Source organism: Rhizobium hidalgonense, from assembly GCF_002914525.1.
GTDB classification, from domain to species: domain Bacteria; phylum Pseudomonadota; class Alphaproteobacteria; order Rhizobiales; family Rhizobiaceae; genus Rhizobium; species Rhizobium hidalgonense.
The window spans coordinates 57,016-78,361 of record NZ_LODW01000043.1; the positions used below are offsets into that span (position 1 = coordinate 57,016).

Here is a 21,346-nt window from a genome sequence, read left to right on the forward strand (position 1 = left end):
GGGCCGGAATATTATGGCGGGACTGGGGAAAAAATGGGTGCGGTTCGTACGGCAGTACGGCCCGATCGCGCGTAACGACAATATGTACGATGAGCGCATCCAGAAGTCAGCCAGGCGCTATGGCGTCGATGCGATCAATTTTCCTCACCCTTACGAAGCGCGACTGCTTGCAGCGATTTCGCCGGATGCTCCAAAGGCGAGGTCCGTGGTCCTGACAGGCACCGCCGGCGACGGCAAGAGCCGCTTGTGTGGGCGTGTCTGGAAGGCGCTTGGTGGCGATGAACGGACCTGGGGACTTGATGAAATTTATCATGAGACCAGAGCCCAGATCGCCGGTAGAGAACGGGTCGTCGGAATAATCCGCGACCTCACCGCTCTCCCCGAACAGGGCCCTTATGGCGCTTTTGCCGACAAGACATCGTTGCTTCTCGCCGTCAGTAGCGCATTCCTGGACGCGGATCCTGACACGATCTACGTCGTCGCCGCCAACGATGGGCAGTTGATGGATACCTGGCGTCGCCTGGACAATGGCGGATCCGCAGCCGAAACCCGCGCCCTGCTGGAACAGTGCCTCATCGATGGCAGAGAAGCCGAGAACGTGGCCTTCTTCAATCTCAGCACCGTTCCTTGCACGGAGATATTGGAGCTGGCTCTTTCCGCGCTGTTGTCTCATCCGGGCTGGAACGAAGCTTATCAGGACAGCGAGCCTGATGGCTTTTTTGGACCGGACTGTCCGATCCGCCGGAACTACGAAATCCTTTCCTCTGCGCCTTTCCAGAGCAGGTTGATCGCCCTCTTCAAGCTGATGGAGCTCAACGAGCTGCATACGCCGATCCGCCGCGTTCTTCTACTCTTGTCCAACATGTTGCTCGGCCATCCTGCGGCGACAGACCGTCTGATGCAGCCCGCAGACATCAGGGGCTACATCCATGATCGCACGGCGTTCAAGGGCGACATCTACCAGAATGTCTTTGGGGCCAACCTGACGCCGGCGCGTCGGGATGGGTTGGAAATCATCGAATTCCTCAACCGCTTTGGCATTGGAGAGGAGACCACCAACCGAGTAGACAATATTCTCGTCTTCGGACCAAATGACGAGAATTTGCGCGTTTATTATCAGGAGCTGATCGAAAATGGCTTATCCAGGGATAGTTTGGAAAGACTTCGGTCCCTGCGCAATCAGTATCTTGAACATCCGGAAACCGCGCAGGACAATGATCATGAGTTTCTAGCGTCGCTGGCGGCGCAGCGGCGCAAAATGTTTTTTACGATCCCGGATGAGCAGGCGGCCGAGCTCCGCCTCTGGGATCTGACCGTTTTTAGACATGCAGGCGAATTCCTATCTGCTGTCGTGGAACCGCTGCAACGCGGGGAGCGCGTCGTCCGTGCCAACGTGGCGCAGATCGTCAAGGGTCTGAACCGGGTGTTTACGGGCATGCTGGTTTCTACCGACCGCGAGCTTCTGATCGCCTCTGGCCTGTCGGGGTCCACAACTGCAGTAAGTCAAATCCTGCAGGAGCGCGTGAGTGTCGCCCCCCGCAAGGGTGAAAGGATCGAAATCATCTGGGATGGCCTGCCCACGCTGGTCGTCCATCTGGACGATCATACGCGGAGCCGTCTGCCTCTCAATCTCGTTCGATACGAGTTTCTCACCCGCGTGGCCGAGGGCGCACTGCCAGGCAGCTTTTCGCGCGAGTGCCATGAAGACATCCTCGCTTTCAAAAGTTCGCTTCTGGCAGCTTTGGCGCGTTCGCGCCCTCAGGAGGATACGGGTGACCTTGTCTTCCGCCTGTTGACGTTGAATGCCGAAGGCGAGCCGGCCGATGAGGCCATTGAGGTCCGTTATGCTTGAAATGCTGCCGGCACCGCCGGTTTCTGATCACAGATCCAATGATATGTGGGTCGACGAGCAAATATGGGGCCATCGGCTTTGGGACGCGACGAGTCCCTGGCTCATTTTTTTGGAGTTCATGGGGGTTGCGGAATCAAAGGACCGCGACGGCCAGTTATTCGACGCTGCCAGCTCGCACTACCCGTTGCGGTTTCGACCCGCGCAGAGAATGTACCTTCGCAACATTCTCTATAACAATGAGCGGTTGACCCGTATTGAGGCGAAAGGATTGGCAGACAGCGCCGCCTGGACCGAATGGCTGTCTTGGATCGAAGAAAACGCACAAGGCGTCCCTTTGCGCGATTTCAGCTATCTCAAGCGTCGCTTTGGCTCTTTCAGAGACTTCGCGGCTCTTATTTCGATGCTCCGCGGAACCACCATCGAGAACGGAACGAACAAACGCTGGTCATCGCGCTTCGTCTTTCCATTTGGTCGGCATGCGCTGTACGAGGATCTTAATGTCAAGAGCAACTCGCCGTCGCGTGAGTACATCAACTTTGGACTGCCTGGCGAGCTAGTCTACCAGATGCTGTCCCGATCGAGCGCGGCACCTGCTTTGGCCGAGGAGCTTGCCAAAGGCTTTGATGGCGATCGCTGCGATCGGTTACTATCGCTTCTCGAGCCCGATCAGCCGGAAGACCGACACTGGCGAGGCAACAGCTACCTTCCCTACCAACGCCACCAGTGTTTTGACGACCTAGCCGGCGACTGGCTGACGCTTCTTCGCGGCGATCAGCCGCGCTTTGACATCTATCCTCATTTGGCCATTTTGGGCGCCTTTCATCTTATGCGCTACCAATTATCAGTTGGAGCAGAAATTAGTGGGACCGAACAGCCCACATTTGTCTGCGAGATCGTCGGTTCGCGCCGAACGCCCGTGCGTGATCTTTCGATTGGTAGCTTCCAGCGAAATGATTCAATTCCTGCTCGCGCAATCGATAGCTACCTGGATAGCATCATCACATCTGCCGAGTGGGAAAGAGCTCTGGAGACAGACACGCCGTTCCAGGAATGCCGGCGTGTGCTTCGTCAAACTGTTCGATGGGGTGATGGCGACGATTACAGCGGACCACACGAACCCGCCGAACTGGCGGGTGCCGTCAAGAGGGCTGCGCAAGCGCGCCACCGCCAGCACGTTGCCCATGTGCACCGATCCTATGGGGGCGGCGCGGGCCTTGTTTCCCGTCGCGGCACGACACAGTTGCGATACGCCCCAAACGACGCACTGTTGAAAAGCGTAATTCTCGCCAATGTCGATGTTCGAATGGATTTCGCGGAGTTTCTCGACCTGTTGTTCCAGCGATATGGCCTGGTCATCGGCGACAAGGAAGCAGCCCAGGTCCTCTCGGAAGATGAATATGATCGCAAGGCGTTTCAGAATAATGCGGCAAGGCTGGAGCGTCGCCTGAGGACGCTTGGAATGCTGCGCCGGCTGTCCGACGCCTGTGCCTATGTTGAAAATCCCCTCTCATCGAAAGTCGGCGATCGTGTTTGACGCGCAATACGTTATTGGCAAGGTCGCCACGTCCTTTCTACGCGAAGAACTTAGGAACGACGTGGACAGTGGCACGGCGCGTTTCGTGCTGGACGGGCTAAGTATCAGCCAGACCGTCGCGATCGCAAAGGCAATCCTGAACGATCCCTTTTTGGCACCTTTGATCGACCTGAAGCTTCCAAAGTCGCTGTTCGATAGCTTCGGCCTTCCCGATGATGTCATTACCGAACGGAATGCCACCTATTATCGAAGTGCGGAATGCACGCGTTCCGCCTTCGTCGTCACCAATGCATCAGCTCCTGGAAACGAAGCACAAGAGATGTCGCTTCATGAACTGACACCCCTTGGGGCGGCTCAGCTCTTCGAAAAGCTGCCAGCATGGGTGGCCGCCGCAGGCACGGATCTGGGACTGAATGAAGAAGCTCGGCTTCACTGGGAAAGGGCACTGGGCGGGCTGACCGCGCTGGGCTCAATCTCGCTGGAACGGTTCGCGAGATACGTTGTTGCTGTGCGCGAGGCCGTCGAAATCCACGGATATCCCATTGTCCAGGCTTTGGGATACGCACTTCCACCGTTGAGGATCCCCTGCGATCCAACCGCCTTTGACGCAATCCGGGACCGCTCCCTGCGACATGTTTCCGCATGGAGAAAGGAATACCAGAATCTTCGCCGCCGCAGGCATCCCTATTTGCTCAAGCAGAACCCGTCGCAGATTGCTCTGTCTGTCGACGAACTCCAGGCCGCCTTTGACAAGGCCAAGGACACGATCCCCTTGCCCCTCCATCAGGTGGTCGAGACCTTCATTGCCGCAAGGCCCGGGTGGAACGAGGCTGCCGAGGCTTTGGCCCTGTGCGAATGGGAACAGATCAAGCCGCTGTTCGAGGGGCTGACCAAGGAAAAGACCAACCTTGGCCGAGAGACCATCAAGTTCTACGAGGAAGGACAGCCTGACCTTTTAACGAAAGACGAGGATGAGTACCTCTCACTTCTGGCACGGCGCAAATCGCCCTCGGCGGACGATCTCGATATCCAGTTCTACGAACGTCATCGCAACGAGATCGCCACAGATCGCAAACTGAAATCAGCTTGGGACAAGTTCATTTTTGGCCGGCCGCTGGAGACGGAAGATTTCCTGGCTGGCTTGGCCGCTGTCATGGAAACCCTCAATGCCCGTGCCCTTCCTGGCGTCGCGCGGCACATGACGATCCGTTGTGATAGCGCCACGAAGCGGGAGCTTCGCAGCCTCAACACCGAGGCCGGATTGTATTTCGCTCTCCGTTATGCCGGCCTCCAAACAATCGTCGGACCCAACGTTTCACTTGAGCTTGGCTCTCTCATGGAGTTTCCAAGCGTCGTCGAGACCTGGCGGGCCGGCAAGGACAAAGCGGCGTCGAACAAGTCTGTCTCGAAGGCCGCACTGCAGCTCAAGTTTTCGTTCGAGATGGAAACCACCGACGTCGACGGAGGATCAACACCTCCGGCGCAGGCGCAGTTGATATGGAAGTATAGGCCCTTTGTGATTTCCTCGCAGCTGACCGATGATTGGGAAAGGCTCGAAGATCACCCCTTCGTATTGCCGCGCGCCGGCCGTGAGCCTGGCGTGGGTGGCCAGCGATCCGGAGCGATCGATCTTTCCGACATCAAGACCCTCGTCCCCGCATTCGATCGCGATCGCGGTTCGCTTTTGCCGACCTACCGAAAAGAACGCGACCTGCGCCTCATCTGGCCGGAAAATCTGCGCACGGCGCTGTCACAAGGTCTGGTGTCGGCTGAATCCGCTCGGAAGCTCGAACAGAGCTTTCTGAGGTTTATAGCGGCCTACAGTGAGGCAATCGGCCGTTTCCGTACGGAAGGCGCAATTCAGCCGCTCTGCCGCACTCAGGCGACCTGCTATTCAGAACTTCTGGCGACGGTCATTGCCGAAGCACCTGGAGATCGCAACAGCGAAGCACTGCTTCGGCCGATCCTTGAGTTGGGCCAGGCGAGTATCCAGGACGGCGCGCCTGCGGCCATCATCGCGCCGTGGCACCCCTTGCGTTTGGCGGCGATGTGGCGAAAAGCCAAACTGGTGTCTGATGTCGTCTCGCTGGTACTGCAAACGCCACAAGGTCTGGATGGAGACAGCAAGCTCTTTTTCAAGGATCTCGCCGAAGACCTCGCCCATCCTTTCTATCCCGAGGTGGTTTCGTGGTGGGGTGGACGGAAGCCGGAACTTCTGTCGCTGGCAGATTGCGAGAGCGACTACTCGCTTCACGAGCCGCCGGTGGTTGATCGAGATGATGCCAGCGAAATTAGCGATGATCCTCGGCCGGGCAGTCAATGTCTGCTGGATCTCGCCGATCGCTACATGACCCTTCATCCCCACGAACGTGCCAATATGTCGCTCGTTCTCTACAATTGCGACTCGGCCCGTCTCCCGCAGCAGATCGTCGAAGGAATGAGCGCCCTGCGCGAAGACGAAGACATTCGTTGCCAGATCATGATGCGCCACACCGATCCGACACGGCTGCGGCAAATTTACAGATCCATTCTGACCGACAGCAACGACAATCCGCAAGTCCTGTCCCCGTCCGAAGCAACGCAGGATTTCATGGCCAGACTGCGCATCAGCGTCATAGCCGATCAAGCCGCACCTCCTGATCCTCGCGATGGTCGACCTTACGATATCGTCTTCAGCCAGGACGTGATTTCTCGCCATGCGGTGTTGGAATGGTACGCGGAAGCTGCTGAACCAGCAGACCTTGATACACTCCTGCCCGCACGCTGGTCGAGGCGGCGACCGGCAGCTGCCGACGATCTGAAATCCGCTGTCTATCTCTGTTCACCCGTTCAAAGCCGCGAGGGCTGGCAGTATCTCTCGGCCATCACGTCGTTCCTCAAAGATCATCGGCTCGGACAGGAGGGTCGCCATCTTCTGCCTGTGCGACAGCTCGATTTCCGCGACCAGCGAACCGCACGGATCTTCGAAGAGACCCACAATCTTGGCGCCTGGGTCGTCAATTTCGACGAGCTGCTCGATCGGCGCCAGCTTCAGAACCAGGCGGTGCGCATCATCCGTTATAAGCAGTCTTCCACCCAAGGGCGTGCGGTCGTTATCTCGTCGCGGGCGCCACTTAACCTGTTGCGGGCCATGGTGCTGCGGCGGCTAGAGGAACTGCAGCTGGGTCTCTCCTCTCCCGACCTCGATCGGTTGGCCGAAAAGTTCATTACCGATGCGAATGACGTTTCCGGCGATATTGTGCTGCGAGCAGCCAAACGAGGTGAGGCGGCAGCCGAGTTGATTGGCGTGGTTCTCAGCAGGTTTCTCGCCCAACATGCTCTGAAAGAAGTGCCTCTCACAGGCTGGTACTTCCTGGACGACTATGCCACGTGGCTTGGCGCCAGAGAGGAAACTCAGGCCGACATCCTGTCACTTTCGCCTTGGCTGGATTCGTCGGGCGAACTACACCTGACTGTTCTGGTCACCGAAGCGAAGTATGTGGATGCCGCATCGCTCTCGGCCAAGAGGAAGGAATCTGAAAAACAGCTGCGTGACACAGTCCGTCGTATCAGCGGGGCCCTGCAGGCACCCGGTCGGCTGGACAGGGATGCGTGGTTATCGAGACTGGGCGACATGTTGCTGGACGGCATTCATGTCCCGGCCTCCAGCCCGGTACCCCTGGGGGAATGGCGGCGACGCGTTCGGGAAGGGCGTTGCACGATCGAAATCTTGGGGTTCAGCCACGTCTTCGTGCCCAATCAGATTGATGGAAAAAACCTCTCCGATGCAAAACATGTGGCCGGGGCAGACGAGGCAGTTCAGTTCGTTTTCGGGCGAGCTGAACTCAAGGCGCTTATCGCCGCCTATGCCAGTAACGGTAATCCCGGTCCCGTTCTCCAGGGGATTGATCCCTACATAGCGCCCAACGCTCCGGACGCCCTCCTCTGGGGCGCCAATGGCAAGCCCGCAAAAGCCGCAGAAGCGCCGCAAGCCGGTTCGCAAGACCCGGCCTCGCCCACCCCTGCAAACGAAGTTCCCACGGAACCGCTAGCCACGACTGAGCCTATCCATGCTACAGCGCTCCAAGATCCCGATGCACAGTTTCGCAACAGGGTACAGCAAGTGATCGCGGAAGGGCTTCGCGACGCAGTCGACGATCAGGACTGGTTGTCGAAAATCTCACTGACCACCAGGAGCGCATTGCAACAACTGGGCCTGCAAGCAAAATCCGTCAGTCAGACGCTCACGCCAAATGCCGCTATTCTGCGCTTCGCAGGCAGCGCGCAGCTGACGACGGAGCAAGTTCTCAAAAAACGCTCCGAGCTGCTGACGACGCATGGCCTGAATGTGATCGCGGTTCGCCCGGAGCCTGGGGTCGTAGCCCTTTACGTCGCCCGTCCGGACCGTCGCGTGGTGACGGCAAACGAAGTTTGGTCGAGGTGGCAGCCGACTCTCTCAAGAGAGGCGAACAAAAGCATCGCCATCGCGGTAACCGAGAACGACAACACGCTGCTAGTGTTTTCTCCCGGTGAGCGACATGCGCCCCACACTTTGATTGCCGGCAGCACCGGGTCGGGAAAGTCTGTACTGATGCAGGCAATTCTACTCGGAATCGCCGTGACCAATACACCAGCACAGGCTCAGATCGTTCTTATCGATCCCAAGCAAGGCGTGGACTATTTTGCATTCGACGAACTTCCGCACCTCAATGGCGGGATTATCGATCGCCAGGAGGAGGCGATCGATAAACTGGGATGGTTGGCAACCGAAATGGATCGACGCTACGGCCTGTTCAAACAGTCGCGTGTGCCCAATTTGACGGCCTATAATGCTAAGGTTGCTGAGGCCGAACGCCTGCCTGTCTTCTGGGTGGTTCATGACGAGTTCGCCGAGTGGATGATGACGGAGACTTATCGGACGGCAGTGACCGCCACAGTCGGTAGACTAGGCGTCAAGGCAAGGGCTGCCGGCATTCACTTGATTTTCGCGGCCCAGCGTCCTGAAGCAAATGTCATGCCGATGCAGTTGCGCTCGCAATTGGGGAACCGATTGATCCTGCGCGTCGATTCAGAGGGAACGTCGGAACTTGCTCTGGGTGAGCGTGGCGCTGAACGCCTGCTTGGCAAGGGGCATCTCCTCGCGCGGCTGGAGGGAGAGCAGGACCTGATCTACGCTCAAGTCCCTTTTACAAGCGAGACCTTTATAACGGATGTGGTCGCCGCAATCTGTTCCCGGATGGGGGAAAAACCGGCCTCGTCCAATGCGCTTCTGCAGGCGGAAACCTTAACAAATGAGAGACTATAGTGCAGCGAAGCTTGCAGGGTGTCTGCCGCATGCAAGTCGACTATGAGCGGTTATAAGGTGGCGTATTGAACTTTCGGATTTCAGCTAGGACGATATTGCACCTTGGATCGGAGCTCATCAGTTCCGATGGCGTAGCCTTTTATGAGCTTATTAAAAACTCGCTCGATGCAAGGGCCAGCAGCGTCACCGTATCGATCATCTACCGTCTCGACCATGTCGTCTATGCGCAGATCCTTCGCGAACTAGGTGAAGACCGCGATACCCCGCCGGCCCTGCGCGAACGCTACTTGCGATCGCTACCGCGCAGACGCACCTGGCAGCAATTACGCCCTGTTGCGATTGCAGGCCTTGTCGCGGAGGCCCCGGAAGTCGATGACCTCGAAGCAGCTTTCCAACGGGCACGGTCGCGTGCCGCTTTTATTACCGCTCTTCGGTCGGCCAATCGCATTGAGGTCGATGACGATGGAGATGGGATGTCAATGGACATTCTACAGACCGTCTACCTGACAATCGGGACATCATATCGCGCGCAGCAGAAGTTGGAACAATATGCTGACGACGAAGAGAGTTCAGATGAGGATGAGGAAGCGCCCCGGGTGATCTTGGGCGAAAAGGGTTTGGGACGTCTCTCGGCGATGCGGCTGGGTGACCGTGTGACGATTGTAACGGCCCAAACAGGTTCCCGACACTGGAACCAGCTGGACATCGATTGGAACGACTTTGCGGATGCCGCAGACCAGGATCTGGACAGCGTTGTCGTCGAGCCTGAGGAAGGCAACGAAAAGGCCCGGCAGGAGAGCGGTACGCTGATACAGATATCGGCGCTTCGATCGGAATGGTCGGCAGACAAGCTGCAGTCGCTGGCTGTTGAGCATTTTTCCAAGCTATCCGACCCCTTCAGCAGAGCCCGGCGTCCCCCGTTGCATTTGCGCTTCAACGACCAGCCCGTTCCTGTTCCCGAATTTGCGGGCTTCCTGCTGGAACAAGCGCACGGGCGCTTCCAGGCGAGGCTGATCCTGACCGGAGCCCGGGCACCGAGGATCGAGGGGCGTATGGAGTACCGGTTGCACGGCCGCAACCGGCCGCTGCGCTTGACGACGCTTGAGTTGCACACGCTAACTGGCATCGATGTTGCAACAATAGAGCGCGTCGGGGCGTTCGAACTCGATATGTACTGGTTCAACCGACGGCTTCTGACAAAGCTTGAAGGCATCGGGAACCTCACCGTGGTGCGTCGCATCCTCGCCGAATGGGCTGGCGGCGTCGCGCTTTACCGCGACGGCTACCGCGTTAATCCTTATGGGGGTGCTAACGACGACTGGCTGGATCTCGATCGCGATGCTTTTTCGACGAGCGGGTTCAAGCTTAACCGTGGCCAAATTATCGGCCGCGCGACGATTACGCAGCGTGGCAACCCCTATCTTGTGGATCAGACGAACCGGGAAGGGCTCAAGGAGAACCCGGAAAAAGAAGCTTTTGTCACGATCCTCGCTGCGATCGTGGAGATCTATCGCCAGTATCTGAACGAGATCGACCGCGATATCGACCGCGCTCGACGGGTAACCGCCGCTGAGGCACTCGCCCGGTTTCAAGAGGAGGATGAGCGGCTGGGTTCCCTGATGCCACTGGTCGAAGAAGCCTTGCGCGAGAGTGAAGGCGGGCGGACTCTGACAAGGCGATTGCGCGACACCGTTGTGGACCTGCGCGCCGCCGCGGAGCTAGTGCAGCGCGCGGCGGGCGCTCAGGAGCGCGAGCGTAGCCGTGTCCTGCATTTGGCAAGTGTCGGCCTTATGATCGAAAGCCTTGCCCACGAGCTTTATCGCGCCACCGCGGCCGGGCTTGAGACGATTGCGCAGGCGAAGCGGTCACGAAACGCAGACAGCACGGGTACGTCGCTGCGCGTCCTCGATTCCCAGCTGCGCACGCTGCAGAAGCGGCTGAAGGTCCTTGATCCCCTCAGTACGAACGCTCGACAAACCAAAGAGAATTTCGAACTGGTCGGATGGATAGATGACATCGTACGCGGGTTCGCCAGCCGGAACGAAGGGCGCCGTATCGACATCATCGCGCGCTCAGTGCCGCCGAACCGCGAACTGCGCATTCATGCGGTGAAAGGCATGTTCGTCCAGGTGCTCGAAAACCTCCTTTCCAACTCGCTGTTCTGGGTGGCCGCCCAATTCCGGGAGCGACTTCGCCTGCATGTGGCACGGGACGACGATGACCCGATTGGCCACATCGAGGTCGTCATCGATTTGAACGCCCGAAGGATCGTCGTGACGGATGATGGCCCGGGGATCCCAGAAGAGCGCAGAGAAACAGTTTTTGAACCGTTCTTCAGCACGAAACCGCAAAAGCAAGGCAAGGGTCTTGGTTTGTACATCGCTCGCGAAATTGCCGAATATCACGGCGGCACCCTCACTTTGGGTCCCGCCGATAATCACGGCAACATTCATTCCGTCATTTTTGAGATTGGCAACGTAGATGGCTAAGACGATCAAGGGAAGGCCAACCCGCTCAGGCGGGGAGGAGCAGGAGAACCCGCCGGAACGGGTCGCGGCGGCTGTTGCGGAACCGGCGGTCCTGCCATCAAAAGAACCGGCGGCCGAGCAAGACCCGCAGCGTGTGCAAGAACCATGGGCGGCATTGAGAGTGGTTATCATCGACGACGCCATGCACCCCCCTCGCCTGGACCGTCTTGCCGAAGGCGAGGCGACGGCAATTGACAAATTGTTAGCAAGCGATCCGGACGTTCTCGCAGAGCTTTCCGCGCTTGGATGTCCCGAGGCTGCCAGCGCAGACCAGCGGCTGCTCTTCCTGGCTGAGGGGGAAGGCCCCTTCATGACGGTTGCACGGCTGTCTGAAATTTCCAAAGACGCGCCGCGTATGATCGAGGAGCACCGCTCCTTCCTGCGCCTGAAGGCCGCATTGGAAAGTGAAGTAAACAACGTAACGGTTTGCGATCCCTATATCGCGATGCCAGATCTGACAGGCTATCATCTTGTATTACTGGACTATTATCTCGATGGCAGCGCCCATGGCGGTGAGCGCGCGATCGCAATCGCCGACACGATCCGTCTCCAGCCCGGTCGGGGTGGCGATCAACAGATTGTTCTGATGTCATCCATAGAAACCGTCCGAGAACTTCGTGGCGAATTCCGCGAGCGATCGAATTTGACAGGTTCCGCTTTCGCCTTCGTCGGCAAACCTGATCTCAACGAAAGGTGGAAAATCAAGGCTCATCTTGGAATGCTGGAACGCGCCCGACCCTATGCACCTGCCTTCACAAGCTACAGATCCAAACTTGAGGAGGCTCTTTCGCGGGCAAAAAGCCAGCTGCTCTCGCTTGTCGATGATCTTGATATCGGTGACTATGCCTTTCTACAGGGGCGCGCGCTCATGAAGGACGGGCACCCCTTGGGCGATTATATCTTCTGGCTCCTGTCCTCACAGCTTACGGCGCTGACATTCGAGCATGGCGACATGCGTGAACGCCAGCGGGAGTTGGACGAGTTGGAGTTTGTTGGGGAGCCATTCGCCGCAACGGAGCCGTCGATCGTCGTCGCCAATATGCTGCACAGCGCCTTGGTTTCACGCGACGTGGGTCCGCTGGGTCCTCACCCGCGCGCGCGCGCTGGAAGCGAATACGCGGATTTCCCGCTAGTACAACTGGGCGACGTCTTTCTCGATAAGGATAGAACGAAGGCCGTCGTCGTCATGAGTGCAGATTGCGACCTGGCGTTTTCTCCAATGAGCGACCGCGCCCCAGACGGAGAAACGCCAACAATGCTGGTGCCCGGTAAACCTGTTAAATTGAAGGATGCCGCGGGCGATACCGAGCACCGGACCGATGGGCTCCTTCATCGCGACGAGGTCTACCGTATTGTCTGGGATTTCGGCAAATACCGATCCGTCGGCCTCGGAGAACTCACAAAGTGGTTGGAAGATCGTGGTTTCGACATCAGTAACCGGGATCGTCTTCGACCGCTCTTTGCACTGAAACTCCAGCAGGAGTTCGGCGCGCACCTGCTTCGGGTCGGACCGCCGCTTTTGCCGCCAACCACAACCGCCGCGACAGGTCGTATATTCGTGTGCGGGCCGGAGCGGGAAGAGGTCCGACAGCTTGGCCTCAAAGAGGTTATGATTACGCGTTTCAAAGGCGGGGTTACCTTACGCGTCACCCCGAACATCGCCGGTGCCCTCAAGTCTGCCTGTGAAGACTTGTTGAGACGCCTTGGCAAACAGCTGGCCGATGCGAAGGCCAAGGATGTTCAAGCCCTTCAGAAAAAAGTCGACGCTCTCTCCGCGCATATTGAGAATGACGCGTTCTGGATCGAGCTGTTGCGAAACGTTGAGCTTAATCCGAAGGGAAACGAGCGACCGCAGGGGCCATTTGGTTTTGTCTTAGGGCCAGATTGGCAGGACGGAGGAAAGCCCCGCGTGGTTCTGCAAATCGATGAGCCAGTGTCGATGACGGCTGAAAATGGGACCGAGGACGACATCACGCTCATTGCTCCTCTTCCCGAAGTGGCTGCGGTCAGCGGCGCGGGTTGAAGGCAGCTTGGTTTTGTTCGAAAACCTGTCTCATTCGATTCGCCGCACGATATCTGCAAAACGCTCGGCGATGTATGGCCGGGCACGAAGGCGCTGTTCAAGATGGATCGGGCTCCACAGGTCGACCCAGATCCCCTTTCGCGCCAAGGTTTCGCAGTAATTGCCACCCAACCGAAGCTGCCTGGTGGGCGGGCTACGTCACTTGTCGATGAGACTTTTCCGACCTCAGGTCCTGTACGGCCTTGATACCGTACGCCGCTGTAACCATTGCACAAATAGCGCATGCGACAGTGCCTTGGCCCGCAAAGCCAAGCGCTATGCTGAGCAGGATTGCCAAGGTGACGTTCACGTTCATAAAGATCGCTCGCCAAGACATCGCAGAGATCACTTTACGCATCTTTTCCCGGGCTCCAAACGTTTAACCTGGATATCTATATCGCACGCAACTCGAAGGCTTGCTAGTGAGGAAGCCCGCTAAGCCATTGACCTCATTGTCTATTTCTTCTCGTGTAGGGACGAGTGGTTGCAGCGCTATTGCCGACGCTTGGCCTCCAGGACGTCCTATCGGCGGCCAATCGCAGAACATTTGGGCAACCACCCTGAAACACCCTGAAACGGCGTTGGGCACCCCGGAACGCCTTGCGGTCAGCTGACGGTCCGCAAATGGCCCCTAAATCAAGTACTCGCGGCAAACTCTATCCGAATTCCACCAAGGTGGGGGATATCGTGCAAACGAGTTTTAACAATGAAATTGGCGCTCAAAAGCGTGCGACGGTTCGCCCTGAGGATCCGCAAGATCTCCTGATCAGACCCGTTCTTGCCGATCCGGACGGTCCAGGCGATTGGAAAGGATCATGGCTGCTTGAACATGGGACCAAGCTGCGATTTTATGTTGGTGGTTTGGACTGGTTCCTGACCACCGCCAAGATGACGATCGAGCAGCTCGCGAATTACAAGGACGAGGCTGTCGTCGTCGCGCAGAAAGCTGGGTGGCGCCGCCCCGATGGCGTTCCCCCGATGGCGCAGCGGGAGATGTCGATCTTTTGGGAAAAGCTAGCCAAACCACAGTTTTATCAGGCGAAAAAGGGCGAGAGCCTGCAGTTTTCCAAGGCCGCCCTCGTCATTTTGACGTGCGAGCTTGCTCTTGAGGACCGGTTGAGCAAACAAAAAGCCGGTCGGCTAAATCCTCAGCAACACATGGAAGAGGCCATCGACGGCGGCACGGATGTTTACAGCCATATGGCAATTGTTCCTGCTTGCTGGCACGTTTCTAACCTTACAACCGAATACTTAGAGAAGCAGAACGCCTTGCGGCCTAGCTTTCTGCGCGACCTCGCTCAAGAGATCGGTCAGGAAGAGACTGCGATCAAGGAAGCAGCACTCGGACATACCCTCAGCTATGGCACTGTAAGGCAGATTGCCGATTACTGCTCCGAGGTCGCGAGGGCATCACAGCCGGCCGGAGAGATAAGAGTGACATCCGGCAGGGGTATCCCAGGCACCCTCAGGGCCACTGGCAAAGAAAACCTTTCACTAGACGATTAGTCTGTGACAACGCGAAGGTAGGGTGCACGTGAAGGGCGGGCCACTGGCCGCCACACAAGCGATCGCCGATGCTGTGCCAAGTCGTAAGGGTATGTCTGCGTGGGTCGATGCCAAGCCGGTGCACACATGCCAAGCTCCAGATTGGAGGCATTAAGCAGCCGAAGGAAGTACTCCACGAGGCCCATCGGCTTTCGCGTTCGCGAAAGGGCTATGGCATGAAGCAAGATTTCTTCCTTCCGAAGTTCCAATGCGTCGCCCAGATAGGGCCGCCCGGATCGCTGCAAGGAGCGGGCGAGAAGCAGCATATTGAGGCTTGTCACGCCGCGGATGTCGCGGCTCCTTATGAAATGGGTGATCGGTAATCCAAGTTCATGATATTTGGCTTTCGGAACCAACTTTAAGCAGCGCCTCGAAGGCTCTTCGAGCGCTTCTATGCACGCCTCAAGGCTTCGCAGGAATGCGAAATTCTCGCACGGTTGGCCGCATTCGATGTTACGGACCGAGAGATATGCTTCGACCCGATGGGCTCTCCGGTCCAAGTCCAATTGCGCCAGACGGTCCAAATAGTCTTGAGGAAAGAGCGAGGCTTCTAAACCGTCCACCGCCGCTGTGCCAGTGATTCCGGCACCGTGGGCGGGGCGCAAACTTCGCAGGCTGGGGAAAAGGGTTACAGTGTCATCAAGCACCTGAGCTTCGGTCATCTTCAACCCCGTCGCAACAAACAGTGTGGAGGAACCATAGCAGATTTCCGCGACACCCACGTGTGAAACCTTCGACATGGTTACACATTCAAGCTGGAAGGAGGCTTTCGTGGGATATCTGATTTTCGCAACGCTGGCGATCAGGTTCTCCGGAAACTGTAGCGAAGCCCCTCTCCAACGAGTTCCAGTACAGCTTCGCCGGCTTCGCTTAGAGGATTGGGGATCATTTCCACCTGCATTTGGGCAGGTTCGGCGAGGTTACTGACATAGGCGATCCAGTAAACCAGACCGGTCCGTGTCCGCGCCGCAATCCTTCCAGCTTTTACCTCTGTTTCGCCCATTTCGAAAAGCCGCGGATCGTTGAGACTGGCCTTGACTTCGATCTGCCAGGTTTGCCTCTGCCACGACACCTCGAAGTCAAAACCAAGGCCATCATTGCCCTTGCGTCCGGTAAAGACTTCGGCATTGGATGACTTCCATGCCGCGTCGATATCCTGCTTTGGCATCCGCGCCTGGAGCCAATGCCGAACCGCAAGTTCGCCCATGCGCCCGATCATGTCCGTCTTCGCAGACGGAACGAAGGAGCGACCGCCATAGCTTGACGTCCGGTAGCTCCTGTCCTGGCCACCCGCGTCGGACCCTCTACCGCCGGGACGTGCTGGTGCAAGGCCCGCACCCTGACCGACAGGGGTCTTTAGAAAATCGCGCGGAAGAACCTGCTTGAGTTCTGCATCCAGCGCCGCCCAATCCGTTTCTTCAGGATCGACGGATCGGCCGTTGAATTCGATCGAGCGCTCTTGCTTGCGACGGGCTGCCACTTCCGCCTCTGCCTTGGCGCGCGCGTCCGCCAAAGCCGCATCTCCCAATTCGAGCGCGTCACGATCTAGCGTCAGCGCCATGTTCACCGGCCAAACGCCAAGCCGTTCTATCCAGCCGAGCAAGGCGTTTTGGTCACATATTTGGATATCGATGACGCCAGCCTGGTCAAGGCGCGCACGCAGGTCGGAAAAGCCGCCATCCGCCGCGGCCCATGGCGCCGGGATCGGCGCCGCTCGCGCTGAGCACCAGGCGCGTATCAGCGGGGCCGCCAGGCGTGCGATTTCCTTCAGCGCATGACTGTTCGCTCGACGAACCTCGTCCAACGGCGTAAGGTTGGGATGCGCAACGTCGAGTGGTTTTGCGCCGTGAGTGGCAAGCCACGCGTCTATGTGCTGATCGAGAGCCGCGTCGGGCACCTCTTTCCACCGCATTGCCCAGGCGGGATCTGGTCTCAGGTCAGCCGACGCGTCGCGAGCGCGGGCGTAGGCTGGCGCGGCAGTGGCCGCTGCGATCGTCGGCGCGAATGTCGCACGCAGGGCGTCGAAAATTGCAAAGCTTACGGATCGGACCCGATTGGAGACTTGGCGGGCATGAATATCCGGATAAGTGTCCGGCGTCTGCCCGACAGCCGCAAGCGCCCAATTCATCCCTTCAAAGTCGAGCTTCAGCATGTCCCGCAGTTCGGACACCGAAAGCGCCGTACGGCAGGCGTCGAGTGCTTCCTGCGCATCGAATCCGAAGGATGAAAGCCAAGGCGCGATTGCCTGACGCAGCCGAGATGCGTCCTGGATGCAATCTGCTTCATCGGCGGCAAATGCGTCGACGGCGGCCTGGCCCCCAGCCAAATACAACAGGGCGCGTAGCCAAGGCAGATGGCGTTCCAGGCCGCCACCCATCGTCTCACGCACCACCCGGCAGGCTCGCGGTGTCAAACGAAGGCTGTCGCAAAGCCTATTGAGCTCGCTTTCAAGATCAGTCGGCTCTCCGATTGCCGTACCATCGGCTTGCAAGGAACGCAGCAAGATCCGTAAGGCCTGTTCCAGGCCCGGTTGTCCCAATGCATCGCAAAGCGCACCCAGTGACTGATCGAGCTGGTCCCAGCTCGTCGGCTCATCCGTCCGTACCACGATGACCGCCTGGCCATCGGCAAGCTTCAGACCAAGTGCCTCGGGACCGCCCTCCAATTCATCATGAGCGAAATCATCCAGCCGGAAGCCCAGGCGCGAACCTGTTTGGATCAAGACGCGGTTCAAGCGGTCTAGAATGGACTGACGGTTGACCGGCAGGTTTCGAGCGTCGAGACCTTTGACTCCTTCCATAGCGACGGCCACCATCAAGAGGAGGCGCGGGCACCATTTGACCGCCGGGATCATGGCGCCGGTACCGACGTCCCTTCCGTCGATGGTAATTTTATATTCTGCTTTTGACAGCAAACGTACGCGATCACTGTAGAAGGCTTGCAAGATTTGGCCCAGGCGGAGCTTGTCACCCGTCCTGATCTCGAGCATCGGCTTTCCGGCTGCCTCGACAAGGCTCGCTGCCGTCTCGTCATCATTGTCTCGTACGTAGATCGGCTCTTCGGCAACGTTCGCGCCGCGCATGGAAAAGGCTTGCAACAGGCCGCCACGTCGCGCCAGAAGCAACACGGGGGCACTTTCTGGCTTTGGCAAAGTGGCGGTGCGATAGTGATCGGCGATCCGCTGCCATGTGCCCGCATAGAGATTTGCCAGCTGCCGTTCATAGAAGGTCTCAAAACCCGGCTTTGCGAATTGGCTGGCAAGAAATGCCGCCTGCCGAAGCAAACTTGCGGGGTCATCGAGGACACTAAGATTGGTGTGTTGGCGAATGGCTGCCATATGCACCGTGCTTGCCTTGTCCAAGGCACGCATGACCGGAACCGCGGGACGACGAAGGTAAAACGGAAAACGGTCGCCGGATTCGGCGGCCATCCAGATCTGCGAAGGCATCACGGAAACCGCTTGGTTCCCATTCGATGTGGGCTCCAGTGCGGGAATCCATTCGGCATTGCGCAGAAATACCCTCAACGGCGTCGGCCATTGCCGCACGTCGGCTTGGACAAAGAACGAGTGCCGTATGGTCAGCGACCAGGCCTCCGGAAGCGGCTCGCCCAGCCAGCCGATGATCAACAAGGCATAATACTCCAGCGCCTCACGATCGAAGCGCTGTATATCCCATTGACCGGGCATCCATTGCAAATTGCCGCTGATGGAATAGGCGCTGCTTCCAATGAGTGGCGAGGGTTTGGTGCCGGCAATCGACGCCCTCCACGCGACCGCCGCGGCCTCGGCCAGGCCTTGCCCGCGCCAAAAACCCGGCCCATCGAGCGTGTGGCCGCGATGTGTCCCTGACACGGATTTTTGGACAGGATGCAAACCGCGTTGGACGCCCAATTCGCTCAGGAATTCGGTCCAGAGGCCCAAACTGCCGATCTTAAATGCATAATGTTCCGGTCCGGCCAATCGCCGCCGGGCAACGTCCTCAAGATCGGGGCAGTCCGAAGGAGCAGCGGCGAGGAAGCGCTCGAGGAGACGACCCCTTGTCTCCTCGGGCCAGTTGCCGGAAAACACAGCGTCCTCAGCGGGAATGAATCCGTGATCCATTGTCGGCACGTATAGCCGCAGGTTGGTAGGCAGAGACACACCGCGTCCCTTGCCCTGCGGCCGCCGCCAAATCTGGAAAGCCCAGCGCAGGCCGGCGGCGCGCGTCTGGTGGCGGCTGTCGTCACGCAACACCCGTGCGATCTGACTGAGAATGTTTTCTCTATCGAACTCCAGGATCAATTTGTGCCGCAAGAGGAAATTGCGCGCATCGGCAAGTTCTGCGTACCAATCCAGCCGGTCGGAGAGGAACGCGAAATTTTCCGCCAGGGCGCTGGGAGGTGAAAGGTCGCTGGTCTCGTCGTCTTCCGGCCCTTTGCGTGCCGGCGGCGCAAATACGGCAACGCGTCCCACGCGCCGAACCCGACGTCGGCCGCTGCTCGCAGTGTCCTCGGCAGCCGCGACCGTCGACATTGCCGCACGCAACTGTCCGTCGTCACATTGTAGAATGAGTTTCTCGGCGAGCGCATTGCCGCCATTTCCGACGAACTCCGGTAGGTCCTTGTAGTAGGCGGACCACGCCGCCAGCGAATGATGTTCGTCGCGCTGCAGCGATGTTGCGACCTCTACCGCCAGCGCTACACGCTCGGCCGCGCTGGGCGCGTCGGCATAACCGCTGGTCTGCGCCTTTATGAAGCCAATGAAGGCGTCCGTTCGGCGATCTAGCCCCGGCCAGAGCGGCCACGTTCCCACCTTATCGCCATGTCGCGCCGCGACCGCCAATGAGAAGATATTCCCGGCCTGAACCCAACGGCGTGACACACGCGGGCTGCGCCAGGAAATGGTCGCAAGGTCCGGCTCGGCAGAGGTGAGCACGGGCGCCACCGGAGCATCCGCGAACGCAGCAACGCCCATCGCCACTGCGACCGCCTTGGCAACGCGCGACGGAAGATCCGCGTCTGTCTCGAAGCTTTGGGTTTTGTCCCAGCTCATAATATCGACGGCCGAACGGGCGCGCTCCGCGGCGCTCAACTCCCCGGCCTCATGCGAATTGTCTGTGACCAGCCAAGCAACGGTCTCGGCAGCAAGGTCTGCCGCCTTTTCAAGGAGCATTGCATTCAATCGAACCTTGCCGTCCAGGCCTTTCCGATTTGCAGTCGGAAAGAACGACGCATGAAGGTAACCACGAAACGGTGCGTGCGCCTGCTCTCCCATTGGAAGATGCGTGTAGAGCCTGGAGGACACGTCACCGGCCTCGTCCAGCCGCACTGCGAGAGCAACTTCGCCGTCGCCGTCCCATTCGCCCCAATGAGAATGTAACTGGGTCTGGTTGATCCCAAGCGTAATCGCCTCGATCATTGCGGTTTCATCGACCGCCTTTCGTGCGATCAGGTAGCGGCCTGCCGATCCCAGATCGGCAACCACGAACCCGGTCGGCGCATTTTGCAAAGCGTGTTCATGGCGGGTCAGAAAAAGGGGTGCGGATTGCGCGCCATCAACGCCTTTTACTTGAACATGGAGCATTTCCAGCCGTGTGAGGAAAAGCAGCATTGGCGCGCCGACGCGGCGAAGTGCCTCGATTTCCGCCAAGACCGCGTCGGCGGCCCGGGCGTCGCGAACGGGCAATGCAATTACCGTCGCAAATCCACGTCGGGCGAACGCTTGGATCTCGGGCGGCTGTACGTCAAGCCAAACCGGAACATGAAAGGGAGGAAGGTCCTTGCAGGCGAGCTCCAAAACCCGAGCTCCAGAAGTCATGAAAGCCAGGTCGTCGCCGTTCGCAAATCGGAAGCAGTAGCCGTGGAAACTATCCCCGCCTTTGTGAGCGAGGGCTTGAGAATAGATCTCGGGCGCGTCGCAGATGTGACGGACGCTTCGGAAGCCCAAACCCTTATTCCCGATCGCTTGCCCGGGTGGCTTGCTCGACAGGCCGAGATCGCAAAGCGCTTCTACATTCGAACGCGCAAAAGGCGCGCCGCCATTCGCGACGTACAAGATTCCATGGGCGCCGGCGCCGGCATCGAATAGAACCTCAATCTGACCGTCCTTGCGGCCGTCCAGGTGCACATCATGCGCATTCTGAATCAGTTCGATCAGGAAGCGACCATGATAATCCGCTGCGATCTGTTCACTAATGCTGCTGGCGGTCGAATAGATCTTTGAAAGGTACTCGCCGTTCTCATCGATTGTCCCCTCGAAGCCGCGGACCTTGCGGTACCCCCAATCTGTGAGGAATGCCTTTGCCGATCCTTCTTCCAAGGGAGCCTCGAAACGTTCCAAGACATTATCCGCAGCGATGATCCACCTCCCCGCAAGCACTCTTCGAGTCACTCGTGCGCAACACTATATCTGCAACGGCAGGTATGTGGCGCTCAACGCAGCTGTCCCCAGTGTTTTTCTCGATGAAGATCCAGCGATGCGTGATCTGTCCGCCAAACCAATGGGGCAGAACAGCTTCTTCGCGGCCCCGACATGTCGGCCCTTGGTTTCCCAAACGAGGGC

The 21,346-nt window shown here is 58.5% G+C and carries 8 protein-coding genes; 6 read left to right on the top strand and 2 right to left on the bottom strand.

Features of this window, described 5'->3' with window-relative positions; genetic code table 11:
- The first annotated feature begins 13 nt into the window (after nt 1-13).
- The 6 genes from ATY29_RS05835 (at nt 14) to ATY29_RS05865 (ending at nt 14,766) form a co-directional block, all read left to right on the top strand.
- A complete protein-coding gene (locus ATY29_RS05835) occupies nt 14-1,852 on the top strand; it encodes a hypothetical protein (protein ID WP_097535499.1) in 1,839 nt (612 codons plus the stop codon).
- Nucleotides 1,845-3,386, top strand: coding sequence for a methylation-associated defense system protein MAD7 family protein (locus ATY29_RS05840; RefSeq protein WP_097535501.1), 1,542 nt, complete (start codon nt 1,845-1,847; stop codon nt 3,384-3,386). Before ATY29_RS05835 ends, ATY29_RS05840 begins: the two co-directional genes overlap by 8 nt.
- A complete protein-coding gene (locus ATY29_RS05845) occupies nt 3,343-8,670 on the top strand; it encodes an FtsK/SpoIIIE domain-containing protein (RefSeq protein WP_097535503.1) in 5,328 nt (1,775 codons plus the stop codon). Before ATY29_RS05840 ends, ATY29_RS05845 begins: the two co-directional genes overlap by 44 nt.
- Before the next feature lie 65 nt (nt 8,671-8,735).
- Nucleotides 8,736-11,159 carry a sensor histidine kinase gene (locus tag ATY29_RS05850; protein WP_133118185.1) on the top strand — a complete coding sequence of 808 codons (2,424 nt, stop codon included), beginning with the start codon at nt 8,736-8,738 and terminating at the stop codon, nt 11,157-11,159.
- Nucleotides 11,152-13,221: a hypothetical protein gene (locus tag ATY29_RS05855; RefSeq protein ID WP_097535507.1), complete on the top strand. Its 2,070-nt coding sequence runs from the start codon at nt 11,152-11,154 to the stop codon at nt 13,219-13,221. Before ATY29_RS05850 ends, ATY29_RS05855 begins: the two co-directional genes overlap by 8 nt.
- A gap of 663 nt (nt 13,222-13,884) precedes the next feature.
- Nucleotides 13,885-14,766 carry a hypothetical protein gene (locus ATY29_RS05865; protein WP_103671195.1) on the top strand — a complete coding sequence of 294 codons (882 nt, stop codon included), beginning with the start codon at nt 13,885-13,887 and terminating at the stop codon, nt 14,764-14,766.
- Here the strand turns inward: ATY29_RS05865 and ATY29_RS05870 are convergent.
- Both ATY29_RS05870 and ATY29_RS05875 read right to left on the bottom strand, forming a co-directional pair.
- Nucleotides 14,763-15,545: a hypothetical protein gene (locus ATY29_RS05870; protein WP_097535513.1), complete on the bottom strand. Its 783-nt coding sequence runs from the start codon at nt 15,543-15,545 to the stop codon at nt 14,763-14,765. The genes ATY29_RS05865 and ATY29_RS05870 overlap by 4 nt on opposite strands.
- Nucleotides 15,546-15,607: 62 nt before the next feature.
- On the bottom strand, nt 15,608-21,124 hold the full coding sequence (locus tag ATY29_RS05875; protein WP_097535515.1) for a sacsin N-terminal ATP-binding-like domain-containing protein: 5,517 nt from the start codon (nt 21,122-21,124) through the stop codon (nt 15,608-15,610).
- Nucleotides 21,125-21,346: the final 222 nt, after the last annotated feature.

What these genes read in the sequence shown, in the direction of transcription:
- ATY29_RS05840 (WP_097535501.1), top strand. Translation starts at nt 1,845, where the DNA reads ATGCTTGAAATGCTGCCGGCACCGCCGGTTTCTGATCACAGATCCAAT.
- ATY29_RS05845 (WP_097535503.1), top strand. Translation starts at nt 3,343, where the DNA reads ATGTTGAAAATCCCCTCTCATCGAAAGTCGGCGATCGTGTTTGACGCG.
- ATY29_RS05835 (WP_097535499.1), top strand. Translation starts at nt 14, where the DNA reads ATGGCGGGACTGGGGAAAAAATGGGTGCGGTTCGTACGGCAGTACGGC.
- ATY29_RS05855 (WP_097535507.1), top strand. Translation starts at nt 11,152, where the DNA reads ATGGCTAAGACGATCAAGGGAAGGCCAACCCGCTCAGGCGGGGAGGAG.
- ATY29_RS05865 (WP_103671195.1), top strand. Translation starts at nt 13,885, where the DNA reads ATGGCCCCTAAATCAAGTACTCGCGGCAAACTCTATCCGAATTCCACC.
- ATY29_RS05870 (WP_097535513.1), bottom strand. Translation starts at nt 15,545, where the DNA reads ATGTCGAAGGTTTCACACGTGGGTGTCGCGGAAATCTGCTATGGTTCC.